The sequence below is a fragment of the Methylobacterium nigriterrae genome (genome assembly GCF_037106235.1).
GTDB classification, from domain to species: Bacteria; Pseudomonadota; Alphaproteobacteria; order Rhizobiales; family Beijerinckiaceae; genus Methylobacterium; species Methylobacterium nigriterrae.
Window position 1 is genome coordinate 1 of record NZ_JBAWTG010000041.1, and the last position, 23,113, is coordinate 23,113.

Below are 23,113 nucleotides of genomic sequence, written 5' to 3' on the forward strand. Positions count from 1 at the left end.
CCGAGGACAAGATCGCCGCCATGGAGGCGGCCGGCATCCGCGTCTCGCCCTCCCCCGCACGCCTCGGAGCAACCCTCCTCGAACGCCTCAAAGGGTGAGGTCGTCCCTGTCCTGCCGCGACGCGCGGCAGGAGCCCGAATCACGGATTGCCGAAGGGGACGGGCCGCGCAACGCGTCCCGCCCCCTTCGCTTACCGCGCCCGCGGCCCGGAAGGGCGCCGGCGCCGGCGCCCGAATCAGAGGGGACAGCGGCAGGGCGCGCCTCGGATGAACCGGCCGGGATCGCCGTCCGTGCCCCGTTCGAGGCGCCGGCGACGGCCTCCAGCCGCTCGGGGACGGCCTCGGCTTTCTCCTCTACCGCCCGAGGGCTCGGCCCGCCGCTCAACGAAACCCGGCCTGTTCCCGAGCGCGCCGTCCGCGTGAAGGGATGCGCCGGGCGGGATCGCGCGGCGACGCCCCTTCACGAAAAAACCCGGCGCCGCGGGGCGCCGGGTTCGGGATCGTGGCTGTGTCGCGGACGATCAGTGCGCGGGAGCGGTCGCGAGACCCGCAGGCTCCTTCTTCACGTAAGCCGCCCGCATCGGCTTGAGGACGAAGACCGCCATCAGGGCCGCCAGGATGTTGAGGGCGGCGGCCGCGATGAAGACCGCGTGCCAGTTCCCGGTCCAGGTCGTGATGATGCTGGTGTAGGGCACGATCAGCGCGGCCGTGCCCTTGGCGGTGTAGAGAAGGCCCGCGTTCGTCGCCGCGTATTTCGACCCGAAGGTGTCGCCGCAGGTCGCCGGGAAGAGCGAGTAGATCTCACCCCAGGCGAAGAAGACGAGACCGGTCAGGATCACGAAGGCGATCGGGTCCTGGCCGAACACGCTTAGCGCGTAGATGCCGACGCCCTCGATGCCGAAGGACAGGAACATCGTGTTCTCGCGGCCGATATGGTCCGAGACCCAGCCGAAGAAGGGCCGCGTCACGCCGTTCAGCACACGGTCGAGAGTCGCCGCGAAGGTGAGGGCCGGGAGCGTGATGCCGAGGAGCGAGACCGGAACCTCGGCGATCTTGAAGTCCTTCGCGATCGGGCCGAGCTGCGCGGTGGCCATCAGGCCGCCCGCCGCCATCATCACGAACATGGCGTACATCACCCAGAAGATCGGCGTGCGCACCATCTCGCTCGGCTTGTAGTCGCGCTTGCTCTGGCTGACGCGCGCCACTTCCGGCACCTCGCCCTTTTTCGGGGCAACGAGGAACAGGGCGAGCAGCATCACGATGAGGCCTTGGCCGATGCCGAAGTAGAAGAAGGCAGCCTCGTAGCCCTGCGACTTGATCATCGCCTGGATCGGCACCACGGTGAGCGCCGAACCGGCGCCGAAACCCATCGCGGTGATGCCCGCGGCAAGGCCGCGCCGGTCGGGGAACCACTTCAGCGAGTTGCCGACGCAGGTGCCGTAGACCGCGCCTGCGCCCGTGCCGCCGATCGCCGCGGCGATGTAGAGGGTAGTGAGCGAGGTGGCGTAGGAGTTCATCACCCAGGCGATGGCGCAGAGCGCGCCGCCGAACAGCGTGACGATGCGCGGGCCGTACTTATCGACGAACCACCCCTCGATCGGCACGAGCCAGGTTTCGGTGACGACGAAGAGCGTGAAGGCGATCTGGATCGCGGCGCGATCCCAGCCGTGACGCTCCTGCATGGGGTTGACGAAGAATGTCCAGCCATACTGCATGTTGGCGATCATGCACATGCAGATGACGCCGAAGGCCAGTTGAAGCCATCGGCTAACTGGGGCCCCTTCCCGGGTGTCTGACATAGGCGTTTCTCCTGACCGTTGGTTTTTGTGGCGTCCCTGGGGTCCTCGCCAGCCCCACGCGCTCGCGACGATGCCCGGTACTTGAAGAACCCGCCGGGATAGCCGATTTGCCTCGGCCTAGGTCGACGGTATACCAGGGATTATTTGATCTGAGGAAAGACGGCCTGTCAATCGTTTGTGTTCGGACATTTGCAGCGAAGCAGGATGAAACTCATAGCTCTGCACGTGTGAAAAATTTTCGTTTTGCAGCGCAAGAAAATTTGGCATCGCACAGATTGGGTTCGTGCAATATCGACACATAGCCTGATGTGCCCTGCCGACGTCAGCTTCGGCTCGACTTCAGAACAGTGTGGATGCCGAAGAATTCGCGCGGTGGGGCGTGCCAGGGTTCGGCCGCTACGAGGCGTCGGACGTTCTTCGACGAAGGTATCATTTGACACGATGTATCTGGTATACCAATATAAGGTCAGAAACTTGCCGGTGCGCAGCCAGGCGGGCGGATCTTCGGATGGAGAGCGCGGCGCCGGTCACCACCGGATCGGGTGCAATCGAGTGCCCGGCTAGGACTCCACGCCTGATTGCGATAGGTCTCGGCGACCGCGCGAGGGCGAGAGCACGGCAGGCGCGGAACGGTCATTGGGTGCAGCGATGGTGAAGAGCGACCAGTTCAACATTACTCCGATCGTCGCGAGTTCGAGCCTGCGCACGCTGGCCTACGAGGCGCTGAAGGCCGCCATCACCAAGATGGACATCTACGGCCGTCCCGACGAGGTAAGGCTCGACGAGCGCAAGCTCTCGCAGGATCTCGGCGTGAGCCGCACGCCGGTGCGCGAGGCCCTGACGGTGCTGGAGCAGGAGGGGTTCGTCCGCTCGGAAGCCCGGCGCGGCGTCTTCGTCATCAAGAAGACGAAGAAGGAGATCGTCGGGATGATCCATGCCTGGGCGGCGCTCGAGAGCATGGCGGCCCGGCTTGCCTGCGAGCGCGCCACGGACGCGCAGCTGAGGTCGCTGCGCGAGCTCTTCCCGGAATTCTACGAGGGCAAGCCCTCCGAGCACATCGACGAGTACTCGGACGCCAATATCCGCTTCCACCAGACGATCATCTCGCTCGGGCACTGCCACGTCATCCAGGACCTGTCGAGCAACCTCCTGATGCACGTGCGCGGCATCCGCAACACGGCGCTCCGCCAGGGTGAACGGGCCGAGAAGTCGATCAAGGAGCACGTCGAGATCATCAAGGCCCTCGAGGCCCGCCAGGGCGACTTGGCCGAGCGCCTGGTGCGCGAGCACGGCCTCGGCCTCGCCGCCCACGTCAACATGTACGGCGACTACCTGGAGTAGGGATTGGCCGGGCCCGTTCGGGCTGCGTCGTCTTCGCAAGGCCCCGGCGGGCGGACCCCCGCCGGGGCTTTTCGTTCGAGCGTCGCGTCGGCCTCCGCCGCTCTCCGGGCCGCAAACGCGCACGGCGGACGCGCCAAGTCTCGGGCATCGCGGCGCCGGCCGGACGTTGCGCCGGTGTCGCCTAGCAACGGAACGGTCGGCCGCAGAGCCGCTCGCCGACGATGGCGTTCGCGGTATCGGCAGCGCGGAGCGAGATGCCCGTCTGCTGGTGCCGCTCATGCTCCTGACGCCTCCGTCAAAAAGCCAAGCGATCGGCGAGCAACGGCTTGCATCGCCGCCATCGGCGTCGATACCCACAATCAGTGCTGGTATTTGGTATACACAAATGCTAGCTTTGATTCGTCCTTCCTGAGACATGGGACTACCTTCAAGCGCGCTCCTGACGGACGCGCTTTTCTTTTTGACCGTGCGCCGTCCCAACCTCGACGATGCGACGCCGCCGCGGCTTGCGACCTCCTGCGGATACAAGCGCGACCTGTCGACGTTGACCGTGCCCGGGGCTCGATTTCGGATCGCGCCCCGCCTCGAGGCAGGGGGATGCGCGCATGATCATCGCTGACATTCAACGGACGGATCGATCTTGGGCCGCGCGCATCGCGCAGGCCTATGCGGCGGAGACTAAGCCTCCGCTCACGGCGGAACTCGTCGCGCGTGTGCAGGCCAGCCTCGTCGGCCTCGACCTGCCGGAGGGCAACCTCGACCCGGCCGCGGTCGCGCGGGTCAACGCGGCCCTCGATGCGTTCGAGTTGTCGCTTGAGGCAGCGGCGGGTCCACGCCTGATGTCCGCCAATGCCGGGACAGGTGCGGTCGAAGTAGCCCATCGCTCGGAAGCCGGGCATCCGTTGCGCTCCTTCGGCGGCCAGTGATGCGAAGCAGCACGGTCCGCCACGCGTCCTTCCGCCCGCAGAAAAATGCGCCGCGGTCATGCAGAAAATCGAGCCCAGCCATGCCGTCATGGCTTGCCTTCGCCTTTCTCGATGCTTGACCGGAAAGCGCGGCTTCGCTCGCGGGGGACCGACTTGAGCGATGCATTAAAATTCAGATGCCTTATCGGCGCGCGTCGGCGCAGATTTCAACGCTTCCAACCTGCATCGGGAATAAATGTGAGCCCTGTTTCAGCATTATGATGCCGGTATTTTGGCGATGCAAAAGGATATAATGCAGAAAGCGGTCTTGCTTCGATATGCACGAGCAGAGATCATTCGGTCCGCAGAGCTTGTACGCCAAATCCTGCGAAACTTCTCGGGCCTTGAAACCCGTGCTATGCCCCCGTGCGCGAAAACTGCGACCGGAGGGGATCAGGTTTTTGCACTGCACAAAGCGGTGATGCGGTCTCACTCCGCACCTATCGCCGACCCAGCCGACCGATAGCTTGTATTTTGTATGCCAGAGATTAGAGTAGCGGGATGAGCCAGCACGATATCTCCCGCGTTCAGCGGTTCGACCACCCCGGGCGCGGACGCGACCGTGCGAGGCCGGTGCCGAAGGGGCGCCAGGTTGAGCCGACCGCCAAGGCGGAGATCGAGTCGCTGCTGGGCGGCGCCTCGCGCCAGCGCGACCTCTTGATCGAGCACCTGCACCTGATTCAGGACACCTACGGGCAGATCAGCGCCGCGCATCTCGGGGCGCTCGCCGACGAGATGGGGCTCGCCTTCGCGGAGGTCTTCGAGACGGCGACCTTCTACGCCCATTTCGACGTGGTGAAGGAGGGCGAGGCGGCCATCCCAGCGCTGACCGTGCGCGTCTGCGACAGCATCACCTGCGCGATGCACGGTGCGGAGCCGCTTCTGGCCGCGCTCCAGGCCGAGCTCGGGCCCGGCATCCGGGTGGTGCGCGCGCCCTGCGTCGGACTCTGCGACCATGCTCCCGCGGTGGAGGTCGGCCACAACTTCCTGCACCGGGCGGACGTCGCAAGCGTCAAGGCGGCGGTCTCGGCCGGCGACACGCACGCGCATCTGCCAGACTACGTCGATTACGACGCCTACGTGGCGGGCGGCGGCTACAAGAGCCTGGAGCGCCTGCGCTCGGGCGATCTCACCGTCGACGCGATCCTGTCGATCCTCGACGACGGCGCCCTGCGGGGCCTCGGCGGCGCCGGCTTTCCGACGGGACGCAAGTGGCGCTCGGTCCGCGGCGAGCCGGGCCCGCGGCTGATGGCGGTCAACGGCGACGAGGGCGAGCCCGGCACCTTCAAGGACCAGCTCTACCTCAACACCGACCCGCACCGCTTCCTCGAGGGCACGCTGATCGGCGCCCACGTGGTCGAGGCCGAGGACATCTACCTCTACATCCGCGACGAGTACCCGATCGCCCGCCAGATCCTCGCCCGCGAGATCGCCAAGCTGCCCGCCGGCGGTCCACGCATCCACCTGCGGCGCGGCGCGGGAGCCTATATCTGCGGCGAGGAATCGTCGCTGATCGAGTCGCTTGAGGGCAAGCGCGGCCTGCCGCGGCACAAGCCGCCCTTCCCGTTCCAGGTCGGCCTGTTCGGCCGCCCGACGCTCATCAACAACGTCGAGACGCTGTTCTGGGTGCGCGACCTGATCGAGCGCGGGGCGGAATGGTGGAAGAGCCACGGCCGCAACGGCTGCGTGGGTCTTCGCTCCTACTCCGTCTCGGGCCGGGTGAAGGAGCCCGGCGTGAAGCTGGCGCCGGCCGGCATCACCGTGCAGGAGCTGATCGACGAGTATTGCGCGGGCATGGCCGACGGCCACAGCTTCGCGGCCTACCTGCCGGGCGGCGCCTCGGGCGGCATCCTGCCGGCCTCGATGGGCGATATCCCGCTCGATTTCGGGAAGCTCGAGAAGTACGGCTGCTTCATCGGCTCGGCCGCCGTCGTGATCCTCTCGGACCGCGACGACGTGCAGGGCGCGGCCCTCAACCTGATGCGCTTCTTCGAGGACGAATCCTGCGGCCAGTGCACGCCCTGCCGGGCCGGCACGCAGAAGGCCCGGATGCTGATGGAGAACGGGATCTGGGACACCGACCTTCTCGGCGAACTCTCGCAATGCATGCGTGACGCCTCGATCTGCGGCCTGGGCCAGGCGGCCTCGAATCCGCTGACGAGCGTAATCAAGTACTTCCCGGACCTCTTCCCCACGCCGCGCCCGATGGCGGCGGAGTGAGGCCGGGACGCGGAACGACCATCGCCCGAGACGGCCGCCACGGACGCGGCCGCGTGACACACAACCCTTCGCCGCCGGCGCAGCCAGGCAGGCCGGAGGGCGGGAGCGGAACCTGATGAGCAGCGGCACGCAGAACAGCAACCCGAGCGGCACCGATCCCCTGGTCAAGGGCCCGACCGGGCCGCAGGACGCGGGCGGAGATGGCACGCGGCCGGCGACCGGGGGCGCCTACTCGCAGGGCGCGAAGTCCGGCGGACAGGCCGGCCCCGCCGCGAGCGGGACGCTCGGCCTCAGGAACATCCCGGCCGGCATTCCGGGCGTCGTGTTCGAGTTCGACGGCGAGCAGATCGAGGCACGCCCTGGCGAGACGATCTGGCAGGTCGCTCAGCGACTCGGCACCCATATCCCGCATCTTTGCCACAAGCCCGATCCGGGCTATCGGCCGGACGGCAATTGCCGCGCCTGCATGGTCGAGATCGAGGGCGAGCGCGTGCTGGCGGCCTCCTGCAAGCGCGTCCCGGGCGTCGGCATGAAGGTCAAGTCGCAGAGCGACCGGGCCGTGAAGGCCCGCGCCATGGTGATGGAGCTTCTCGTCGCCGACCAGCCGGCCCGCGAGACCTCCCATGACCCGGACTCCCATTTCTGGCACCAGGCCGACCATTTGGAGATCGCCGAGAGCCGCTTCCCGGCCGCCGAGCGCTGGGAGGCCGACGTCAGCCACCCGGCCATGAGCGTCAATCTCGACGCCTGCATCCAGTGCAACCTCTGCGTCCGCGCCTGCCGAGAGGTCCAGGTCAACGACGTGATCGGCATGGCCTACCGCTCGGCCGACGCCAAGGTGGTATTCGACTTCGACGACCCGATGGGCCAGTCGACCTGCGTCGCCTGCGGCGAGTGCGTCCAGGCCTGCCCGACCGGCGCCCTGATGCCCTCGGCCTATCTCGACGAGAACCAGACCCGCACGGTCTATCCCGACCGCGAGGTCGACTCGCTGTGCCCCTATTGCGGCGTCGGCTGCCAGCTCTCGTACAAGGTCAAGGACGAGAAGATCGTCTACGCGGAAGGCCGCGACGGCCCGGCCAACCATAACCGGCTCTGCGTCAAGGGCCGCTTCGGCTTCGACTACGTCCACCACCCGCACCGTCTCACGAAGCCGCTGATCCGCCTCGACGGCGTCGCGAAGGATGCCAACGACCAGGTGGATCCGGCCAACCCCTGGACGCATTTCCGCGAAGCCACCTGGGAAGAGGCCCTCGACCGGGCGGCCGGCGGCCTCAGGAGCATCCGCGACACGCACGGCCCCCGCGCGCTGGCCGGCTTCGGCTCCGCCAAGGGCTCGAACGAGGAGGCCTACCTCTTCCAGAAGCTCGTGCGCCTCGGCTTCGGTTCGAACAACGTCGACCATTGCACGCGCCTCTGCCACGCCTCGTCGGTCGCTGCCCTGATGGAGGGCCTGAATTCCGGCGCGGTGACGGCGCCGTTCTCGGCGGCTCTCGACGCCGAGGTGATCGTCGTGATCGGGGCGAACCCGACTGTGAACCACCCGGTCGCCGCGACCTTCATCAAGAACGCCGTCAAGGAGCGCGGCGCCAAGCTGATCATCATGGACCCGCGCCGTCAGGTCCTGTCGCGCCACGCCTACAAACACCTCGCCTTCAAGCCGGGCTCGGACGTGGCGATGCTCAACGCGATGCTCAACGTCATCGTCGAGGAAGGCCTCTACGACGAGCAGTACATCGCCGGCTACACGGAGAACTTCGAGGCGCTGAAGGAGCGCATCCACGACTTCACCCCGGAGAAGATGGCCCCCGTCTGTGGCATCGACGCCGAGACCCTGCGGGACGTCGCCCGGCTCTACGCCCGGTCGCGCGCCTCGATCATCTTCTGGGGCATGGGCGTCAGCCAGCACGTCCACGGCACCGACAATGCCCGCTGCCTGATCGCGCTCGCGCTCACCACCGGCCAGATCGGCCGGCCGGGCACCGGACTCCACCCCCTGCGCGGGCAGAACAACGTGCAGGGCGCCTCCGACGCCGGCCTCATCCCGATGGTCTACCCGGACTATCAATCCGTCGAGAAGGCGGCTGTGCGGGAGCTGTTCGAGAATTTCTGGGGTCAGTCCCTCGACCGCAAGGCAGGCCTCACGGTCGTCGAGATCATGCGGGCGATCCATGCCGGCTCGATCCGCGGCATGTTCGTCGAGGGTGAGAACCCGGCAATGTCGGACCCGGACCTCAACCATGCCCGCCACGCGCTCGCCATGCTCGACCATCTCGTCGTGCAGGACCTGTTCCTGACCGAGACCGCCTTCCACGCCGACGTGGTGCTGCCGGCCTCGGCCTTCGCCGAGAAGGCGGGCAGCTTCACCAACACCGATCGGCGCGTGCAGATCGCCCGGCCGGTGGTGCCGCCGCCCGGCGACGCGCGCCAGGATTGGTGGATCATCCAGGAGATCGCCAACCGGATGGGCCTGTCCTGGACCTACGAGAGCCCGGCCGACGTGTTCAACGAGATGGCGCAGGTGATGCCCTCGCTGAACAACATCACCTGGGAGCGCCTGGAGCGCGAGGGCGCCGTGACCTATCCGGTGGACGCGCCCGACCAGCCCGGCAACGAGATCATTTTCTATGCCGGCTTCCCGACCGAGAGCGGCCGGGCCAAGATCGTGCCCGCCAACATCGTGCCGCCGGACGAGGTGCCCGACACCGAGTTCCCGATGGTGCTCTCCACGGGCCGCGTGCTGGAGCACTGGCACACGGGCTCGATGACGCGGCGCGCCGGCGTGCTCGATGCGCTGGAACCCGAGGCGGTGGCCTTCATGGCACCGCGCGAGCTGTACCGGCTCGGCCTCGAACCCGGCGACACGATGCGCCTCGAGACGCGCCGCGGCGCCGTCAACGTCAAGGTCCGCTCCGACCGCGACGTGCCGGATGGGTTCATCTTCATGCCATTCTGCTACGCCGAGGCCGCGGCGAACCTGCTGACCAACCCGGCGCTGGACCCGATGGGCAAGATCCCGGAGTTCAAGTTCTGCGCGGCGCGCGTCTCACCGGCCTTGGAGGCCCAGATCGCCGCGGAATAGGCCGCTTCAGCGGAAGATCCCGCAGGCCGATGATCTGCGGGATCTTTGCGAGGGTGTCGGGCATGGCCTCGGCCGATGCCCCTCGTCTCGGCCGCGGCTTGGGGAGCATCGGCGTCACCTTCGGGCGCCGTTCGCGATCCCTGGGACCATGAGCCTCCGGCGCGGGCGGACAGCGCGGGCGCGGGGTCTCGAGCCGTTTACTCGGCGCCGTCGACGAAGCTCAGGCGCAGGCGGAAGCCGTCCTGAAGCGAGGCCGGAAGCGGGTGGGGCGCCTCGTCGGCGCGGCTGAAGCGCAGCGCGTAGGTCATATCGTCGGGCAGCGGCTTCAGGGTGGCGGGCGCCATCGCGTAGGCCACGCAGGTGGTCAGCCAGGCACTCGCGGCAATCTGCGCTGCGAACCAGCGCAGGAGGCGACGGCGCACCGGGCTGCGGCGGGGCATGTCCACGGCCTCGTCGGACCGCGGCAGCAGTCCGGATCGCGGCAGCATGGCCGAACATTGCGCTGGCGCGGGCCACGAGAAGTCGAAGGCGTCTTGGTCGCGGTCAAGGGAGAACGGCAGCTCGGTCATGCCGCGCAGTTTGTCGCGACTTCGCTAAGGCCCTGTAAACCCGACGCTCAGCCGACCGTGCGCCCCAAGCGTGCCGTGAGCCGGTGCCAGAGATCGGCGAGACCGGCGGGCCGGACCCTTGTCCCCGGTTCCACCGTCACGGTCGCGGTGCGGCCGGCCACGAGCCGCAGCTCATCGGGCACCGCATCGAGCGTGATCCGCACCGGCACCCGCTGGGCGAGCCGGACCCAAGCGAAGGTCGGGTTGACGTTGGCGAGCAGCGTCGCACCGGCACCACGCTCGCGATCCTCGATCCCACCCGCGATGCTCTCGACGTGCCCGTGCAACGGGACGGCTTCGCCCATCAGCCGGACCCCGACCGGGTCGCCGACCTGAATGCGCGGCAGCTTCGTTTCCTCGAAATAGCCCTCGACCCGCAGGGTGTCGCTATCGACGAGGGCCGTCACCCCACGCCCGACCGAGACGTAGGCGCCTGGCCGCAGGTCGAGATTGGTGATGCGGCCGTTCACCGGCGCGCGCACCGTGGAGCGGTCGAGGTTCAGCCTGGCGAGATCGCGGTCGGCCACGGCGCCGTCATAGGCGGCCCTCGCCTGCTCGGCCGCGGCCCGGGCGAGTTCCAGCTTCTGCTGCGTGACCGCGTTGTCGCTGAGCTTGCGGTAGCGCTCGTCATCCGCTTCCGTCTGCCTGGCCGCGGCGCGCCGGCCCGCAACCTGTGCCTCGGCCTGCCGCAGGGCGACCTGGAAGCGCTCGGGGTCGATGCGGAACAGGACGTCGCCCCGGCGGACCTCCTGGTTGTCCCGCACCAGCACCTCGGTGACGAGGCCCGAGACGTCGGGAGCGACCGCGACCACGTCGGCGCGCACCCGTCCGTCGCGGGTCCAGGGCGCCTCCATGTAATAGTCCCACAGGCCGAGCCCGACCGGCACCGCGAGAGCGATGAGGCCTAGCGTGACGAGGACGCGCAGGGTCTGGGCGAGGATCCGGGTCATGGAACGACTTGGGGCAAGAGGGTGACGATCCCTCCGAGCAGCAGGACATAGAGGGCGAGATCGAAGAGCGGCCGATGCCAGACGAGCCGATAGAGGCCGATCCGGGCAAGCCCGCCCCGCACCGGCAGGCCGATCAGGAAGGCCGCCAGCATCGCGGCCGCGAGGCTCGGCATGAAGATGCCGTAGAGGTCGAGGTCGCCGCTCATGCCGCCCTCTCCAGGGGCTCGGGATCGCGCGCGCAGGCCCGGTAGGGCAACGCGTCGGGGAAGAGCGCGCGGCGCAGGCCGACGAGACCGAGGCACGCCTCGCCGCAAGGCTCGTCGGTGCCCGGCCCGGGCGCCGTCGCATCGAGCGCCGCGTCGATCCAGCCGAGGAGCGGGCGCGTGTTTCCGGCCGCGTGATCGGGCAGCCCGTCGAGGACACGGTCGACGGCCCTGCGCGCCCCGGCCGGCAGGCGAGAGCGGCCCCGGCGCAATTCGGCAAGGTTCATGGCGGCCCGCACTTCGGCGACGAGGTCGGCGGTGCCGGCGAGATCGTCGGGCGGGAGCGCCACGAGGCGCGGGGCCAGCAGGCCGAGCCGATCGAGCATCAGGGCCGAGAGACCGGCTCCGTCGCGGTAACCCACCCTGCGCGCCGCGCCGAGCAGCGTCGCGCGGTTTCGAAGCCGGAGGCGGCGGGCACTCCAGCCGGCGTCGACCGAGCGCAGCAGCCGCGTCACCAGGGCCGCCACCCACATGCCGACGATGACGGCGACCGCCGCGTTGGCGAAGGCGGGAAAGTCCGCGCTGTAGGTCGACTGCAGCGCGAGCAGGGTCGAGCCGTTCACGGCCGCGCCGGTCGCGAGCGGCGCGGTGCGAGGCTCCTGCATCAGCGCGCCGCAGACGAGATAGGCCGGCATCAGCAGGAGGATCACGCTCTCGATGTTGGTGGCGAGCGGCAGGAGCGCGAACAGGTAGAGGCCGCCGACCGCCGCGCCGATGATCGCCGAGGTGGCGAAGCCCATGATGGCCGGCGCCGGATCGTCCAGGGTCGCGTAGAAGCAGCAGGCGACCGCCGCCATCATGGGGGCGCCAGAGCCGTCGGGCCAGCCCGTCGCTATCCAGATCGCGCAGGTCAGCAGAATCGTCGCCGTGACGCCGAGGGCCGAGCGGAGCGCCATGCCGTGGTCGCGGTGGCGTACATGGCCCGGAGCGGCGAGATGCCGGAAGGCGGGAGGCACACGCGTGGTGCGACCGTCGAGAACCTCGCGGCGCAGCGCGCGGATATCCTGGCGCAGGTCGATGAAATCGCGCAGGCGCAGCATCAGGCTCGCGCGCAGCAGTTCGTCCCAGGTGGCGGGATGCGGCGGCGCCGCGTCGGCGGCCATTCTCGCGAGGCGCCGAGCCTCGTCCGGATCCGTGCCGCCCATCCGCAGCCAAGCGCCGAGATCGGCCAGCACGCGCCGACCGGCCCGGTCGAGACCGCCGCCGGCCTCCAGGGCCGCGACGCGATCTGCGATGGCAGACAGGATCGGCAGGAACATCAGCATGTGCTGGCGGAGCGCTGCCAGCGCCCGCACCGCGCCCGGGCGCGCCCCGGAATCGTAGGCGAGATGCGTCGCGAAGGCCTCGAGCGCCACCGCGTCGGCGGCGAGGCGCACAGGGCCGGCGTCGGGATCGGCACGTCCTTCGAAGGCCGCGAGCGCAAGCCGGCGGGCGTCGCCGAGCCACGCGTCGAGCCGGGCCGCGACCACCGGCGCAACGGGCCGAGGCAGGACCTGGGTGGAGACGAGGCTCGCGCACAGGATCCCGAGGGTAATCTCCTCCGCGCGCGCCACCGCGGTCTCGAACATTGCCTGCGGCTCGGCCACCGCCGGGAACCCGATCAGCGCCGCCGTGTAGCCGCCCAGCATGAACAGGTAGCTGCGCGGCGTCCGGTCGAGAAGCGAGAGGTAGAGGCAGAGCCCCACCCAGAGCGCGACGGCGAGGCAGAGCAGCTCCGGCGCGTTGACGAGGTTCGGCACGAAGACAACCGCCGCGACCGCGCCCAGAAGGGTGCCGCCGACGCGGTAAACCGCCTTCGAGCGCGTCGCCCCGGCGAGGAGCTGGCTCGTGATGTAGACGGTCGCGACCGCCCAGTAGGGCCGCGGCAGATCGAAGGTCTGCGCCAGGACGAGGGCCAGCATCGCCGCCGCGAAGGTCTTGGCCGAGAAGATCCAGGCCTGGTGACCGGGGAGCGTCACGACAGGCGCCCCTCGCCGCGTGCTTGCTCGCCGCGCGTGTAGTCCTGCAGCGCCTGAAAGACCCGCAAGCTCGCCTCGAGGTCCGCCGCGCTGATCCCCGCGAAGACGGTCGCGCGCAGGGTCTCGAGCTCGGCCTCGATCGCCGCGACCGCGATCCGGCCTGCCTCCGTCAGCGCGAGCACCTTGGCGCGCCGGTCGGTGGGATCCTCGCGCCGCGCGATGAGGCCGGCGGCGCAGAGCTGGTCGAGAAGGCGCACCAGGGTCGGCCCCTCGACGCCGACCGCCTCCGCCAGCGTCGCCTGCCGGGGCTCCTCGCTGAGCCGGCCGATCAACAGGAGCGGCAGCGCGGTGGCATCCGAAAGGCCGTGCCGGTCGACCACGGCGTCGGCCGCGCGCCGCCACAGGCGTCCGGCCTGCAACAGCGCCAGGGTGTAGGCTCGGCGAAGCCGGTGGAGTTCGGCGGACATCACGGTTCCATCGGACCGGCCGCGCGGCCAGGGTCGGATATTGATATGATGCGAATTGTTAGCATGCTACTTTTTTGAATGCAAGTGATTTGTGCGGCGTGTGGAGCGGCGATCCCGCCGAAGCTGCCGCAGGGACCGCATGGCCTCCGACAACCGGCGAGCAATGCAACCTAGGCGTTTATTATCGGCGGCCGAGTATCCGATGCGGTTCGGCCAAGTTGATTGCGCGGCCGTTAACCGTCCTGTTCGCACAAGGCCGACCGGCATGCGCGAAACCAAAATTCGGCGTTCGACAACGTACGGCGCCCTCGCGTATGAACCGCGAAGAAACGATTAACTTACAATTTTTCCGGTAGGGTCATCCGATCGTTTACCGAGCGAAGAGGCCGTGGCACTTGGCTCACAAATGGGCCGGATCGCTTGCGATGAGGCAGGATTCCTTCGTTCTTCTCGTCACCGACAGGCCGTCGCAGATGCGCGGCCTGGCCGGCGGCGTCGAGCGGATGGTGACCTGCACCTGCCTGACGCCGGGCGCGGCGCTGCCGGCCGAGCGCCCGCTCCTCGTCATCCTCGATCTCGATGAGCGGCAACCCGGCAATGCCGCGTCCCTCGCGAGCCTCGATCAACGCACCCGCGACGGCGCGGTACCCTGCCTGACACTGCTGCGGGATGCCGGAGGCAGGCGCGTCGATCCCGCGACGCTTTCCGACAGCCACCGGATCCTGCCCGCGACGACCCCGCGCGACACCGTGCTGGCGAAGGTGCTCGACATGATCGGGCAAGCTGCGCGGGCCTGCACGGAACGGACGCGGCGCCTGGAGGCCCGGGCCGTGGCGGCCACCGGCCTCGTCACGGAACTGTTCTTCACCGCCGCGGCCGGGCGGGGCGTGCGCGACGCCGATGCCGACAGGGGCACCGAGACGGTGCTCGAGGCCGTCTCGGAGACGGGCATCCGCGCCTGGCTCGACGTCATCTGGAAGCACGACGCGCAGGTCTACCAGCACACCTTGAGCGTGTCCGGCTACGCGGCGGCCTTCGGCGACGAGATCGGCCTCTCGCGCGACGATCATCTGCGCCTCACCAAGGCGGCGCTCCTGCACGATATCGGCAAGTCCAAGATCCCGGCTGCGATCCTGAACAAGCCCGGCCCGCTGACGCCGGACGAAACGGCCCTGATGCGCGACCACGCCAGGCTGGGCGCGGACCTGCTCCTCGCGCAGGGCGGATTCGCGCCCGAGATCATCGCCGTCGTGCGCCACCATCACGAGAAGCTCGACGGCAGCGGCTATCCGGACGGGCTTGCGGGCGTGCAGATCAGCGATCTCGTGCGCATCGTGACGATCTGCGACATTTTCTCGGCGCTCACGGAGCGTCGGGCCTACCGCGCTCCCCTCAGCGTCACCGAAGCCGTCACCGTGATGACGGGCATGCGCGGCCAGCTCGACCGGACGCTGATGCACGCCTTCGCGCCGATCATCGCCCGCACCACGGCCGGCGACTGGCGCTGACCGACTCAGGCCGAATCACCGTCGGACCCCGCCGACTCACACCGTACGCCGTTCGCTCCCGCGGTCCGTGAGGGTGCAGCGCGTGGCTCGAAAGACACAGGCGTCGCGGCCCAGCATGGCATGTCGACGCCGTCCGTCGGCAACGAATTTTTTGCGATCGGGCAGACCGGTTGAGAACACGAAGCTAACCGATTGCGGCAGGCGGTTTTTCTAGAAAAACATCAGTATTCTGGACGGCCGCGAAGCCTTCGCGGCAGGCCGATAGGTACTGATCCATACATCTTGGGCATATTGCATTGCGCCGTCTGCTCGGCCATACAGTGAACCCAACACCCGGCCTCCGGGCGTCTTGAACAAATACCCTCCCAGCACGACAGAATCGTGAGAGGTCATCACATGGCCCGATACTTCTTTGACTTCATCACATCATCGCTCTCGACTCACGACGACGAGGGATCGGACTGTTCAGACAGGAGCGCGATCTCCGAGAAAGCTCTTTCGGCCCTGTGCGAGATCGCGGCCGATCATCCGCAGCGGTACATGAACCAAGATCTGCGGATCGATGTGCGAAACAAGACTGATCAGATCGTGATGAGCGCCTCGCTTCGTCTTTCGACGCACTGGCTCGTCGCCAGCGAGCATATCGAGGCGGCCTGAACTTTCGCCGAGCCCGCGGGACCTCGGGCGGCCCCTGCATCGCTTGCACGGGCTCCCCTGCTCGCGCTGTCAGAACAGGCCGAGCAGCAGGCAGCCGAGGGCCACCAGGATCACAGCGCTGACGATGATCGTCCCCTGAGCATCGTTGATCATCGGATCGCGAATCCGGGTCATCAGGCTCATGGCCGGCTCCTGGGCAATGTTCGGGTCGAGGACCGAAACTGCGCCCGCGGCCCGCGCGCGTCCTTATCAAAAGTCAGGAGATGCAGGCGCTTGGCGCTCGCTCACTCGACCGCCCGGAGGCCGGGCTTCGGCGTCGGCCGGGGCGCCGTCGTCGCGCCGCCCGCGGCCTTGCGCGCCACGGTCGAGCGCGCGGCGTCGACCGCCATCGCGGCCGCGCCGATCGTGCGCAGTTCGGTCGGCTTATCGAGGGCGTAGCGCACGACCTCCGCGGCGAGATCGTCGATCTCGCCCGCGAGCGCCTCCAGCTTGGCCGCATCGGCCCCGCCCGAAACCTCGGCCTGGATCTCGAGGAGGCGGTCCGTCGCGACGCCGATGCGCTCGCGACGGAGCCGGAACACGCGCTGGCGCAGCCAGGCGAGCGCCGAGCCGATGCCGCCGCCGAGGAACGCGACGAGGTAGATCCAGGTCTCGTAGCGGTCAATGAAGCCTTCCTGCTCACGCTCGTAGTAATCGATAGCGCCCGGATGGATCGGCAGGCGCGCGCTCGTGGCCGCAACCGTGGACTCGTAGCTCGGGGCGTGGAGGTAATTGGCGGCCGGCACGGTGTCGGAGAGGCGGGTGCGCATCTCGAACAGGTACTGGGTCACTTCCGCCGCGACGCTCCGGGAGAGGTTCGAACGTGCCATCAGGCGGTAGGAGGCACCGACGGTGACGACATCGTCCTCGGGCAGCTTCGGGTTGCCGCCGAACAGGCCCGCCGTGACGGTGACCGCCTGGAGCCGCGGCAGGCGCTCGATGAGTGCCGCCCCGTCGGCCACGCCGACGAGGCTGATCCGGCGGTTGCGGCTCGCGCCCTGGACGAGACCGATGAGGCGCATCGCCGCCGGGGTCGTCGGCGTCGTCACCAGCGCCAGCGCGTCGATGCGCTTCTCCGCGAAGGCCTTGGCGAGATCCTCGTCCTCCACCGGGACGAGGGCGACGCTCCGGGGCGGCACCGGACCGGTCGGAGCGTCGGCGAGGAGCGTGAGCCCGTAATGCTCGACGAGATTCTTGACGAGCGAGCGGTCGGCCCCGCGCTCGGCGATGACGCCGAGGCGCTTGCGGGCGAGGTCGGGGATAGCCTTGATCCCCGCGGATTCGGGAGCAGCCACGAGCGCCGCCTGCTCGCGCAGGATCGCCAGCGTGAGCCCGTTCTCGGGCATCGCCACGTCCGGCCGCACGACGGCGAGATCGGCCTTGCCCGATTCAAGCGCCTCGGCTGATTCGCGCACGCCGTCGAAGGAAAGGACCTTGAGCCGGACGGGCTTGTGCCAGGTTGCTAGCGCGTCAGCGTAGGCCTTGAGCAGCGCCGGCTCGGTGCCACCGCTCGGGGCGACCGCGATGGTCAGCGTGGTCGCGCGCGAGACGTAGAAGACGCCCGCGGCTGCCAGCGCCAGGACCACGGCGGCGACGAGAAAGGCGACCTCCCGCCGCAACAGATTGGGCATCGCCCGAAGCCTCGTCCGATCGCGGGACCCGACCCGCGCCCGCTCGTGCGCAACGCTCCGGATCGGATCCCGGTTGCGATCGGCCGCCGCGTAGGTCCGGCGATCGGGCCGGGAAGGGTCTCCGGCCAGTCGACCGCGTCGCTGCAGCCAGGACGACGGGAGGCCCGGCCGCCTACATCGCTTCGGCGGCGGCCGCGGCGTCGTCGAAGCCCATCAGGCCGGCGAGCTGGGCTCGGGCCCGGCTGACCCGGCTCTTCACGGTGCCGACCCGGCACCCGACGAGGTCGGCTACCTCCTCGTAGGTGTAGCCCTCGGCCCCGACAAGCAGCAGCGCCTCGCGCTGGGCGGTCGGCAGCATCTCGAGCTTGGCGTAGAGCCCTTTCAGTGCGCAGACGTCTTCCTGGTCCGGCGTCGATGTCAGCCGACCTGCATGGCTGCCGTCGGCGTCCTCGACCTCGCGCTTGGCCTTGCGCATCTCCGAGTAGAACTGGTTGCGCATGATGGTGAACAGCCAGGCGACCAGCTGTGTGCCGGGCTGGAAGCGATGATGGTTGGCCCAGGCCTTCACCAGCGTCTCCTGCAGGAGGTCGTCCGCGCGGGTCGCGTTGCCGGTGAGCGAGAGCGCGAAGGTGCGCAAGGCCGGCATGGCCCGCATCAACCCGTCCCGGAAATCGGGCGTCGCGGTCTCGCCCTTCGTCCGCAGCGCGGATTCGAATCGCTCGACGAGGCGGGTCAGGCGCTCGGGAAGCGTCTCCGCCTGCGCGAGGCTGAAATAGGCCCGAAGGGAAGTGGCAAGGGATTCCCGCAAGGCGGTCGCGCCTTCAACCGGGACGGATCCGCGGTTCGGGTGCGTCGCTACGGCGTTCATCATGGCGTCTGTCCCGGCATCATCTCGACTCCCTTGCGGCGGGGCCGCCGAAGCAGGGAGCGAGCCTTCTTAGGATACTCTCAGGAACCAGGATATTGTTTTGTCATACCCTGGCAAAGGCGGAGTTCCCCGGCCGGTTTCGGGAAGGCCGGCCAGGCGCGCGCCCGAAGCGAGTTGCGATGGGCGCAAGTCGATCTTGAGAAATTCATTACCGCACAATCAAATCGGCACAAATTCGATCGTATTCGCTGATACGATTCGAGTGGAACGGGATGACGAGACCAGCGTTTTTGCTCCAATTCAGATTCAGGAGCATCTCACATGCGTCATGTACTCATCGCTGGCATCGCGTTTGCGGCCGTGGCCGGTTTCTCGGCAGACTCGATGGCCGAGACAACGGTCGTCCATCGCGATTCCGGGCCGAGCGTCGCGGTCGAGCACCGCGAAGGCGTGGTCGAACGCCGGGACGTCACGACGGGCAGCGTCGATTGCGGCTCGAAGACCGTTCACAAGGAGGACGGCATGGGCAATTCCAAGACTGTCCGCAAGGAAGGCTGCAACTGACGGGGCGGTCCCTCGGCGATCACGACGCGGCCGCGACGCCCGGAAGCGTCGCGGCCGCGTCTTTGCGCGGCGAGCATCAGAGCGGCAGCCTATCGAACTGGGCGAGGAATTCCGCCTCGTCTTCCAGGGTGCGCAGGTCGAGGCGTAAGGCGCCGTCGGCGATGCGGCCGATCACCGGCACCGGGCAGGCCCGCAGCAGCCCGGCGAGGCGCTTGAGCCAGGCTCCGCTGCCTCTGCCCCCCTCCCCCGGCGGCTGGAGCGCCAGGCAGGCGCTCGGCATTGTCTCGACCGGCAGAGCGCCGGAGCCGATCTGGCTCGTGCAAGGCTCGACCGCGACGCGGGCCCGGTCACCCAACCGAGACGTCAGGGCGGGCAGAAGACGCTCGGCCTGGGCGCGGATCGCGCCGGCTTCGCGGGTGAGGAGGCGGAGCGTGGGCAGGCGCTCGGCCAGCCTTTCGGGATGAAGGTAGAGGCGCAAGGTCGCCTCCAGCGCCGCGTAGGTCATCTTGTCGACGCGCAGCGCCCGCTTCAGAGGGTTCCGGCGGATTCTCGCCACGAGGTCGCGCCGCCCCGCGACCACGCCCGCCTGGACCGCACCGAGGAGCTTGTCGCCCGAGAAGGTGACGATGTCGGCCCGCGCCAGCGTCGCCGTGACGGTTGGCTCCGGCGGCAGGCCGTAGCGGGCGAGGTCGATCAGGCTGCCGCTGCCGAGATCGATCGCGAAGGGCACGCCTCGCTCGCGGCAGAGACCGCCGAGCTCGGCCTCGTCGGCCTCGGCGGTGAAGCCCTGGATCGCGTAATTGCTCGGATGCACCTTCATGACCAGACCGGTGCGCGGACCGATCGCCTCGGCATAGTCGCGCAGATGCGTGCGGTTGGTCGTGCCGACCTCGCGCAGGCGGCAGCCCGCGCGCGCCATCACGTCGGGGATCCGGAAGGAACCGCCGATCTCGACGAGCTCGCCCCGCGAGACGACGACCTCGCGACCCATCGCCAGGGCGTTGAGCACAAGGAGGACGGCGGCCGCGTTGTTGTTGACGACGATGGCGGCTTCCGCGCCGGTGAGCTGGCAGATCAGGGCCTCGGCATGTGCGTCGCGCTCGCCCCGCTCGCCCCGGCCGAGATCGAACTCGAGGTTCGAGGGCCGGGTCATCACGGCGGCAACAGCCTCGGCCGCTTCCGGAGGAAGCAGGGCCCGGCCGAGGTTGGTGTGCAGCACGGTGCCGGTGAGATTGAAGACCGGCCGCAGTGAGGGCCGGTTCTCGTCCCGCAGCCTCACTGCCGCCCGGGCAAGCAGGCCGGCGGGATCGGCCTCCGCCGCGCGTCCCTCGCGGACATCGGCCAGCACGGCCCGGATCGCGTCCGTCACGGCGCTGCGGCCAAAGGCCCGGATCGCGCCGTCCGCATCCGGTTCGCCGAGCAGACGCTCGACGGAGGGGAGCCGCGGGCGGGTCGGAGGCGCTGCGGGCGGCATCACGGCATTCGTCATCGCCGGCACGATAGAGCGAAGGCGCCGCGCCTACGAGACGGCTCTTTCCCGCACTCGGTACACGGCAGCGCGATGTCCACCGATGAGGCTCGCCACGGCTGCCGACGGCCGGGCGCAGCACAGCCGTCGCTCCGGCCCGCAGGACGGTCCATTCCGCACGAAGGCGCGCACTTCCTCTGCTCTGAGTTGCGCGCCCGATCGCGCCTGCCCAAAGTACCGGATTGCCCCATGCCGAGGGCGCACGGCGTCGCCGGCCGCGTCCCGGGACCGTCAGCGCCCGCATCATCGGCATGGCCCCACGGGATCAGTCGGCATGGCTGCTGCCCTCGCGCATCTCCCGATCCTGCAACCGCGCCGGCGCCTCCGGCTCGGGGCCGCCGTTCTGGCCGCCATCCTCTGGAGCTCGGTATCCGCGACCGCTCAGACGCGCGGCTGCACCGTCACGCCCTTCACGGACCCGCCGCGTCAGGTCCTGTCCTGCGCAGGCGGCGTGACGGTGAGCGCGGAAGCCAGGAGCGCCTATCGCCTCCTCGACCGCAACGGGGACGGCCGGCCGGACGGCGCGGAACTGACGAGCGGCGGCCTCCTGATCGAGGCCCCGCCGCGCCGGGGCGGCTTCCAGATCCTGACGCCGCACGCGATCGCCTCGGTGCGCGGCACGGTCTGGGCCGTCGACGTGGTGCCGCGCCGGACCTCGGTTTTCGTTCAGACCGGGGTGGTCGCGGTCCAGCGGCCGCAGGGGCAGGCCGTCACCCTGCGGGCGGGCGACGGGGTCGACGTGGATGCGGACGGCGGTCCGCTCGATGTCAAGCAATGGGGCCGCGAGCGCGCCGCCGGGCTGCTGGCCCGCTTCGGCCGCTGATGCCCGACGCGCTCCGGCTCGCGCGCGCCGCGCATTGCGCGGCCTCGCTGGCACTAGCGCTGGTCGTGGCGGCCCTCGTAGGATCTTGGCACATGGAGGGGCGATCGACCGTCCTCGACCGGATCGAGGCACCGCTGCTCGATCTGCGCTTCGCCCTGGCCGGACAGCGCCCGGCGCCGCCCGACCTCGTCATCGTCGCCCTCGACGACGCGGCGATCCGCGCGGCCAAAACCTATCCCCTGCCGCGGGCCATGATCGCGCGCCTTCTCCAGACCCTGTCGCGCCTCGGGCCGCGGGCGCTCGGCCTCGACATCCTGTTCCTCGATCCCGGGCCGGAGGCGGAGGACCGGGCGCTCGCCGAGGCCCTGAAGGACAGCGGCTCCATCATCGCGGGGGCTGCCCAGTTCGGCCGCCCCGGCCCGGACGGCGCGGCCCCGCGCGGCGAGGTCGAGGCCGCCGAGCAGGTGATCGAGCCGACAGAGCGCTTCCGGCAGGCGACCGCGTTCGGGCTCGTGAATCTCGCGACCGATCACGGCGGCACGCCGCGCCACGTGCCGCTGTTGATCCGGACCGGCGACGCCCTGCTGCCGTCCTTCGCGCTTCTCGTGGCCGCCCGGGCGGCGGCAGCCGAGCCGGTCCTGGCGGCGGGGCGGCTGACCGTCGGGACCGTCACGGTACGCCCTGATCTCGGCCTCAACTTGCCCCTGCGCTATTACGGCCCGCGCGGGACGATCCGCTCGCTCAGCGCCGTCTCGGTTCTGCGCGGCGAGGTCGGGCCGGACGCGATCCGCGGCCGTATCGTGCTGATCGGCGCGACGGCTTTGGGCGGCGGCGACACCTTCGCGAGTCCCTACGACCCCGTGTTGCCGGGCGTCGAGGTGCTGGCGACGGCGATCGGCCACCTCGCCACGGGCGACGGCCTCGTGCGCGACCGCGCCGTCCGGCGCCTCGACGCCGCCGCGGCGCTGACCCTCGGCATCGGAGCCGCCCTCGCCCTGACCCTCGCGCCCCCCGCCCTCGGATGCGCGCTGGTCGCCCTGGCGGCGGCGGCCTGGCTCGGTCTCACGCTGGCAGCCTTCGCAGCCGGCATCTGGCTCAGCGCGACAGGTCCCATCGTGGCGATGGCGCCGGTCGCGCTCGTCGCGATTACGGGCCGCCTGGTGCTGGACCGCCGTGCCGCCCAGCGGCTCGCCAGCGCCGAGGAGGCGCTCCGGGCCTTTCATCCGCCGGCTCTCGCGGACCGGATCGAGCGGGACCCGGCCTTCCTGGCCGAGCCGCGGGCGCAGTCCGCCGCGGTCGTGTTCTGCGATCTGAGAGGCTTCACGCAGCTGAGTGAGCGGCTCGGCCCGCGCCGGACCCAAGCTTTCCTCAAAGGCTTCCAGATCTGTCTGGGCGACGAGATCGCCCGGCACGGCGGTGCCGTGATGAGCTTCATGGGCGATGGCGCCATGAGCGTGTTCGGCCTGCCCGAGCCCCGGCCGGACGACGCGCACCGGGCGCTCGCGGCCGCCTGCGCGCTCGTTCCGCGCCTACGCCGCTGGTTCTCCGAGGAGGCGCCCGAAGGCGGCGCGCTCGATCTGCGGGTCGGCGCGCATCACGGCGAGGTCGTGGTCTCGCGCCTCGGCGCGGCCGACTACCAGCACATCACGGTGACGGGCGACACCGTCAATGTCGCCAGCCGCCTGATGGAAGTCGCGAAGGATCTCGGCGTGCCGCTGGTGGCGAGCCAGGCGCTCGTGTCGGCGGCAGGAGGGCCGGAATGCGACACCTTCACGGGCCATCTGTCCGTCCCGATCCGCGGGCGTCAGGAGCCAGTCGCGATCGCCTACCGGTGAGGCCGGTC

18 protein-coding genes and 1 pseudogene are annotated in these 23,113 nt (G+C 69.4%); 10 read left to right on the top strand and 9 right to left on the bottom strand.

Annotated elements, in window-relative coordinates; genetic code table 11:
- Positions 1–98, top strand: a pseudogene (locus WDW90_RS20060) (succinate--CoA ligase subunit alpha); the annotation flags it as partial.
- Between the two features lie 422 nt (positions 99–520).
- Here WDW90_RS20060 and oxlT read toward each other — a convergent pair.
- The gene (gene oxlT, locus WDW90_RS20065) at positions 521–1,798 is read right to left on the bottom strand and encodes an oxalate/formate MFS antiporter (protein WP_336489236.1); all 1,278 of its coding nucleotides are present in this window, start codon (positions 1,796–1,798) and stop codon (positions 521–523) included.
- 648 nt (positions 1,799–2,446) lie between these two features.
- Between oxlT and WDW90_RS20070 the strand changes: the two genes are divergently transcribed.
- The 4 genes from WDW90_RS20070 to fdhF all read left to right on the top strand — a co-directional run bounded on the left by WDW90_RS20070 (position 2,447) and on the right by fdhF (position 9,406).
- Positions 2,447–3,139: a GntR family transcriptional regulator gene (locus tag WDW90_RS20070; RefSeq protein WP_336489237.1), complete on the top strand. Its 693-nt coding sequence runs from the start codon at positions 2,447–2,449 to the stop codon at positions 3,137–3,139.
- A 605-nt stretch (positions 3,140–3,744) separates the two neighbouring features.
- Positions 3,745–4,065, top strand: a complete 321-nt coding sequence (locus WDW90_RS20075; RefSeq protein WP_336489238.1) for a hypothetical protein — start codon at positions 3,745–3,747, stop codon at positions 4,063–4,065.
- Between the two features lie 540 nt (positions 4,066–4,605).
- Positions 4,606–6,324, top strand: coding sequence for an NAD(P)H-dependent oxidoreductase subunit E (locus WDW90_RS20080; RefSeq protein WP_336489239.1), 1,719 nt, complete (start codon positions 4,606–4,608; stop codon positions 6,322–6,324).
- Between the two features lie 310 nt (positions 6,325–6,634).
- Positions 6,635–9,406, top strand: coding sequence for a formate dehydrogenase subunit alpha (fdhF, locus tag WDW90_RS20085; protein WP_336489269.1), 2,772 nt, complete (start codon positions 6,635–6,637; stop codon positions 9,404–9,406).
- Positions 9,407–9,603: 197 nt separating this feature from the next.
- Here the strand turns inward: fdhF and WDW90_RS20090 are convergent, their stop codons facing one another.
- From WDW90_RS20090 to WDW90_RS20110, 5 genes are all read right to left on the bottom strand, one after another.
- Positions 9,604–9,846 carry a hypothetical protein gene (locus WDW90_RS20090; RefSeq protein ID WP_336489240.1) on the bottom strand — a complete coding sequence of 81 codons (243 nt, stop codon included), beginning with the start codon at positions 9,844–9,846 and terminating at the stop codon, positions 9,604–9,606.
- A 176-nt stretch (positions 9,847–10,022) separates the two neighbouring features.
- Positions 10,023–10,964 (bottom strand): efflux RND transporter periplasmic adaptor subunit, encoded by a 942-nt coding sequence (locus tag WDW90_RS20095; RefSeq protein WP_336489241.1) that lies wholly within the window; start codon positions 10,962–10,964, stop codon positions 10,023–10,025.
- Positions 10,961–11,170 carry a DUF1656 domain-containing protein gene (locus WDW90_RS20100; RefSeq protein WP_336489242.1) on the bottom strand — a complete coding sequence of 70 codons (210 nt, stop codon included), beginning with the start codon at positions 11,168–11,170 and terminating at the stop codon, positions 10,961–10,963. Before WDW90_RS20100 ends, WDW90_RS20095 begins: the two co-directional genes overlap by 4 nt.
- A complete protein-coding gene (locus WDW90_RS20105) occupies positions 11,167–13,185 on the bottom strand; it encodes an FUSC family protein (RefSeq protein ID WP_336489243.1) in 2,019 nt (672 codons plus the stop codon). Before WDW90_RS20105 ends, WDW90_RS20100 begins: the two co-directional genes overlap by 4 nt.
- On the bottom strand, positions 13,182–13,652 hold the full coding sequence (locus WDW90_RS20110; protein ID WP_336489244.1) for a MarR family winged helix-turn-helix transcriptional regulator: 471 nt from the start codon (positions 13,650–13,652) through the stop codon (positions 13,182–13,184). The genes WDW90_RS20105 and WDW90_RS20110 overlap by 4 nt, the downstream gene beginning before the upstream one ends.
- Positions 13,653–14,077: 425 nt before the next feature.
- Here WDW90_RS20110 and WDW90_RS20115 point away from each other — a divergent pair, with 425 nt between their 5' ends.
- Positions 14,078–15,160, top strand: a complete 1,083-nt coding sequence (locus tag WDW90_RS20115) for an HD-GYP domain-containing protein (protein ID WP_336489245.1) — start codon at positions 14,078–14,080, stop codon at positions 15,158–15,160.
- A gap of 396 nt (positions 15,161–15,556) precedes the next feature.
- Positions 15,557–15,817, top strand: coding sequence for a DUF6894 family protein (locus WDW90_RS20120; protein WP_336489246.1), 261 nt, complete (start codon positions 15,557–15,559; stop codon positions 15,815–15,817).
- 284 nt (positions 15,818–16,101) lie between these two features.
- On the opposite strand, the gene WDW90_RS20125 is transcribed toward WDW90_RS20120, so the two are convergent.
- Both WDW90_RS20125 and WDW90_RS20130 read right to left on the bottom strand, forming a co-directional pair.
- Positions 16,102–17,487, bottom strand: a complete 1,386-nt coding sequence (locus WDW90_RS20125) for a TAXI family TRAP transporter solute-binding subunit (protein ID WP_336489247.1) — start codon at positions 17,485–17,487, stop codon at positions 16,102–16,104.
- Positions 17,488–17,659: 172 nt separating this feature from the next.
- A complete protein-coding gene (locus WDW90_RS20130) occupies positions 17,660–18,358 on the bottom strand; it encodes a sigma-70 family RNA polymerase sigma factor (protein ID WP_336489249.1) in 699 nt (232 codons plus the stop codon).
- Positions 18,359–18,676: 318 nt separating this feature from the next.
- Between WDW90_RS20130 and WDW90_RS20135 the strand changes: the two genes are divergently transcribed.
- Entirely contained in the window at positions 18,677–18,919 is a 243-nt protein-coding gene (locus tag WDW90_RS20135) for a hypothetical protein (RefSeq protein WP_336489251.1), read from the top strand.
- Positions 18,920–18,995: 76 nt separating this feature from the next.
- Here the strand turns inward: WDW90_RS20135 and selA are convergent, their stop codons facing one another.
- On the bottom strand, positions 18,996–20,408 hold the full coding sequence (gene selA, locus WDW90_RS20140) for an L-seryl-tRNA(Sec) selenium transferase (protein ID WP_336489252.1): 1,413 nt from the start codon (positions 20,406–20,408) through the stop codon (positions 18,996–18,998).
- A gap of 313 nt (positions 20,409–20,721) precedes the next feature.
- Here selA and WDW90_RS20145 point away from each other — a divergent pair, with 313 nt between their 5' ends.
- Both WDW90_RS20145 and WDW90_RS20150 read left to right on the top strand, forming a co-directional pair.
- The gene (locus WDW90_RS20145) at positions 20,722–21,270 is read left to right on the top strand and encodes a FecR domain-containing protein (protein ID WP_336489253.1); all 549 of its coding nucleotides are present in this window, start codon (positions 20,722–20,724) and stop codon (positions 21,268–21,270) included.
- Complete coding sequence (locus tag WDW90_RS20150) at positions 21,270–23,105, top strand: CHASE2 domain-containing protein (RefSeq protein ID WP_336489254.1); 1,836 nt, start codon at positions 21,270–21,272, stop codon at positions 23,103–23,105. Before WDW90_RS20145 ends, WDW90_RS20150 begins: the two co-directional genes overlap by 1 nt.
- The last annotated feature ends 8 nt before the right edge of the window (positions 23,106–23,113 follow it).

Coding starts and splice junctions, on each gene's coding strand:
- oxlT (WP_336489236.1), bottom strand. CDS start 1,798: ATGTCAGACACCCGGGAAGGGGCCCCAGTTAGCCGATGGCTTCAACTG.
- WDW90_RS20070 (WP_336489237.1), top strand. CDS start 2,447: ATGGTGAAGAGCGACCAGTTCAACATTACTCCGATCGTCGCGAGTTCG.
- WDW90_RS20075 (WP_336489238.1), top strand. CDS start 3,745: ATGATCATCGCTGACATTCAACGGACGGATCGATCTTGGGCCGCGCGC.
- WDW90_RS20080 (WP_336489239.1), top strand. CDS start 4,606: ATGAGCCAGCACGATATCTCCCGCGTTCAGCGGTTCGACCACCCCGGG.
- WDW90_RS20090 (WP_336489240.1), bottom strand. CDS start 9,846: ATGCCCCGCCGCAGCCCGGTGCGCCGTCGCCTCCTGCGCTGGTTCGCA.
- WDW90_RS20095 (WP_336489241.1), bottom strand. CDS start 10,964: ATGACCCGGATCCTCGCCCAGACCCTGCGCGTCCTCGTCACGCTAGGC.
- WDW90_RS20100 (WP_336489242.1), bottom strand. CDS start 11,170: ATGAGCGGCGACCTCGACCTCTACGGCATCTTCATGCCGAGCCTCGCG.
- WDW90_RS20110 (WP_336489244.1), bottom strand. CDS start 13,652: ATGTCCGCCGAACTCCACCGGCTTCGCCGAGCCTACACCCTGGCGCTG.
- WDW90_RS20115 (WP_336489245.1), top strand. CDS start 14,078: ATGAGGCAGGATTCCTTCGTTCTTCTCGTCACCGACAGGCCGTCGCAG.
- WDW90_RS20120 (WP_336489246.1), top strand. CDS start 15,557: ATGGCCCGATACTTCTTTGACTTCATCACATCATCGCTCTCGACTCAC.
- WDW90_RS20125 (WP_336489247.1), bottom strand. CDS start 17,487: ATGCCCAATCTGTTGCGGCGGGAGGTCGCCTTTCTCGTCGCCGCCGTG.
- WDW90_RS20130 (WP_336489249.1), bottom strand. CDS start 18,358: ATGATGAACGCCGTAGCGACGCACCCGAACCGCGGATCCGTCCCGGTT.
- WDW90_RS20135 (WP_336489251.1), top strand. CDS start 18,677: ATGCGTCATGTACTCATCGCTGGCATCGCGTTTGCGGCCGTGGCCGGT.
- selA (WP_336489252.1), bottom strand. CDS start 20,408: ATGACGAATGCCGTGATGCCGCCCGCAGCGCCTCCGACCCGCCCGCGG.
- WDW90_RS20145 (WP_336489253.1), top strand. CDS start 20,722: ATGGCTGCTGCCCTCGCGCATCTCCCGATCCTGCAACCGCGCCGGCGC.
- WDW90_RS20150 (WP_336489254.1), top strand. CDS start 21,270: ATGCCCGACGCGCTCCGGCTCGCGCGCGCCGCGCATTGCGCGGCCTCG.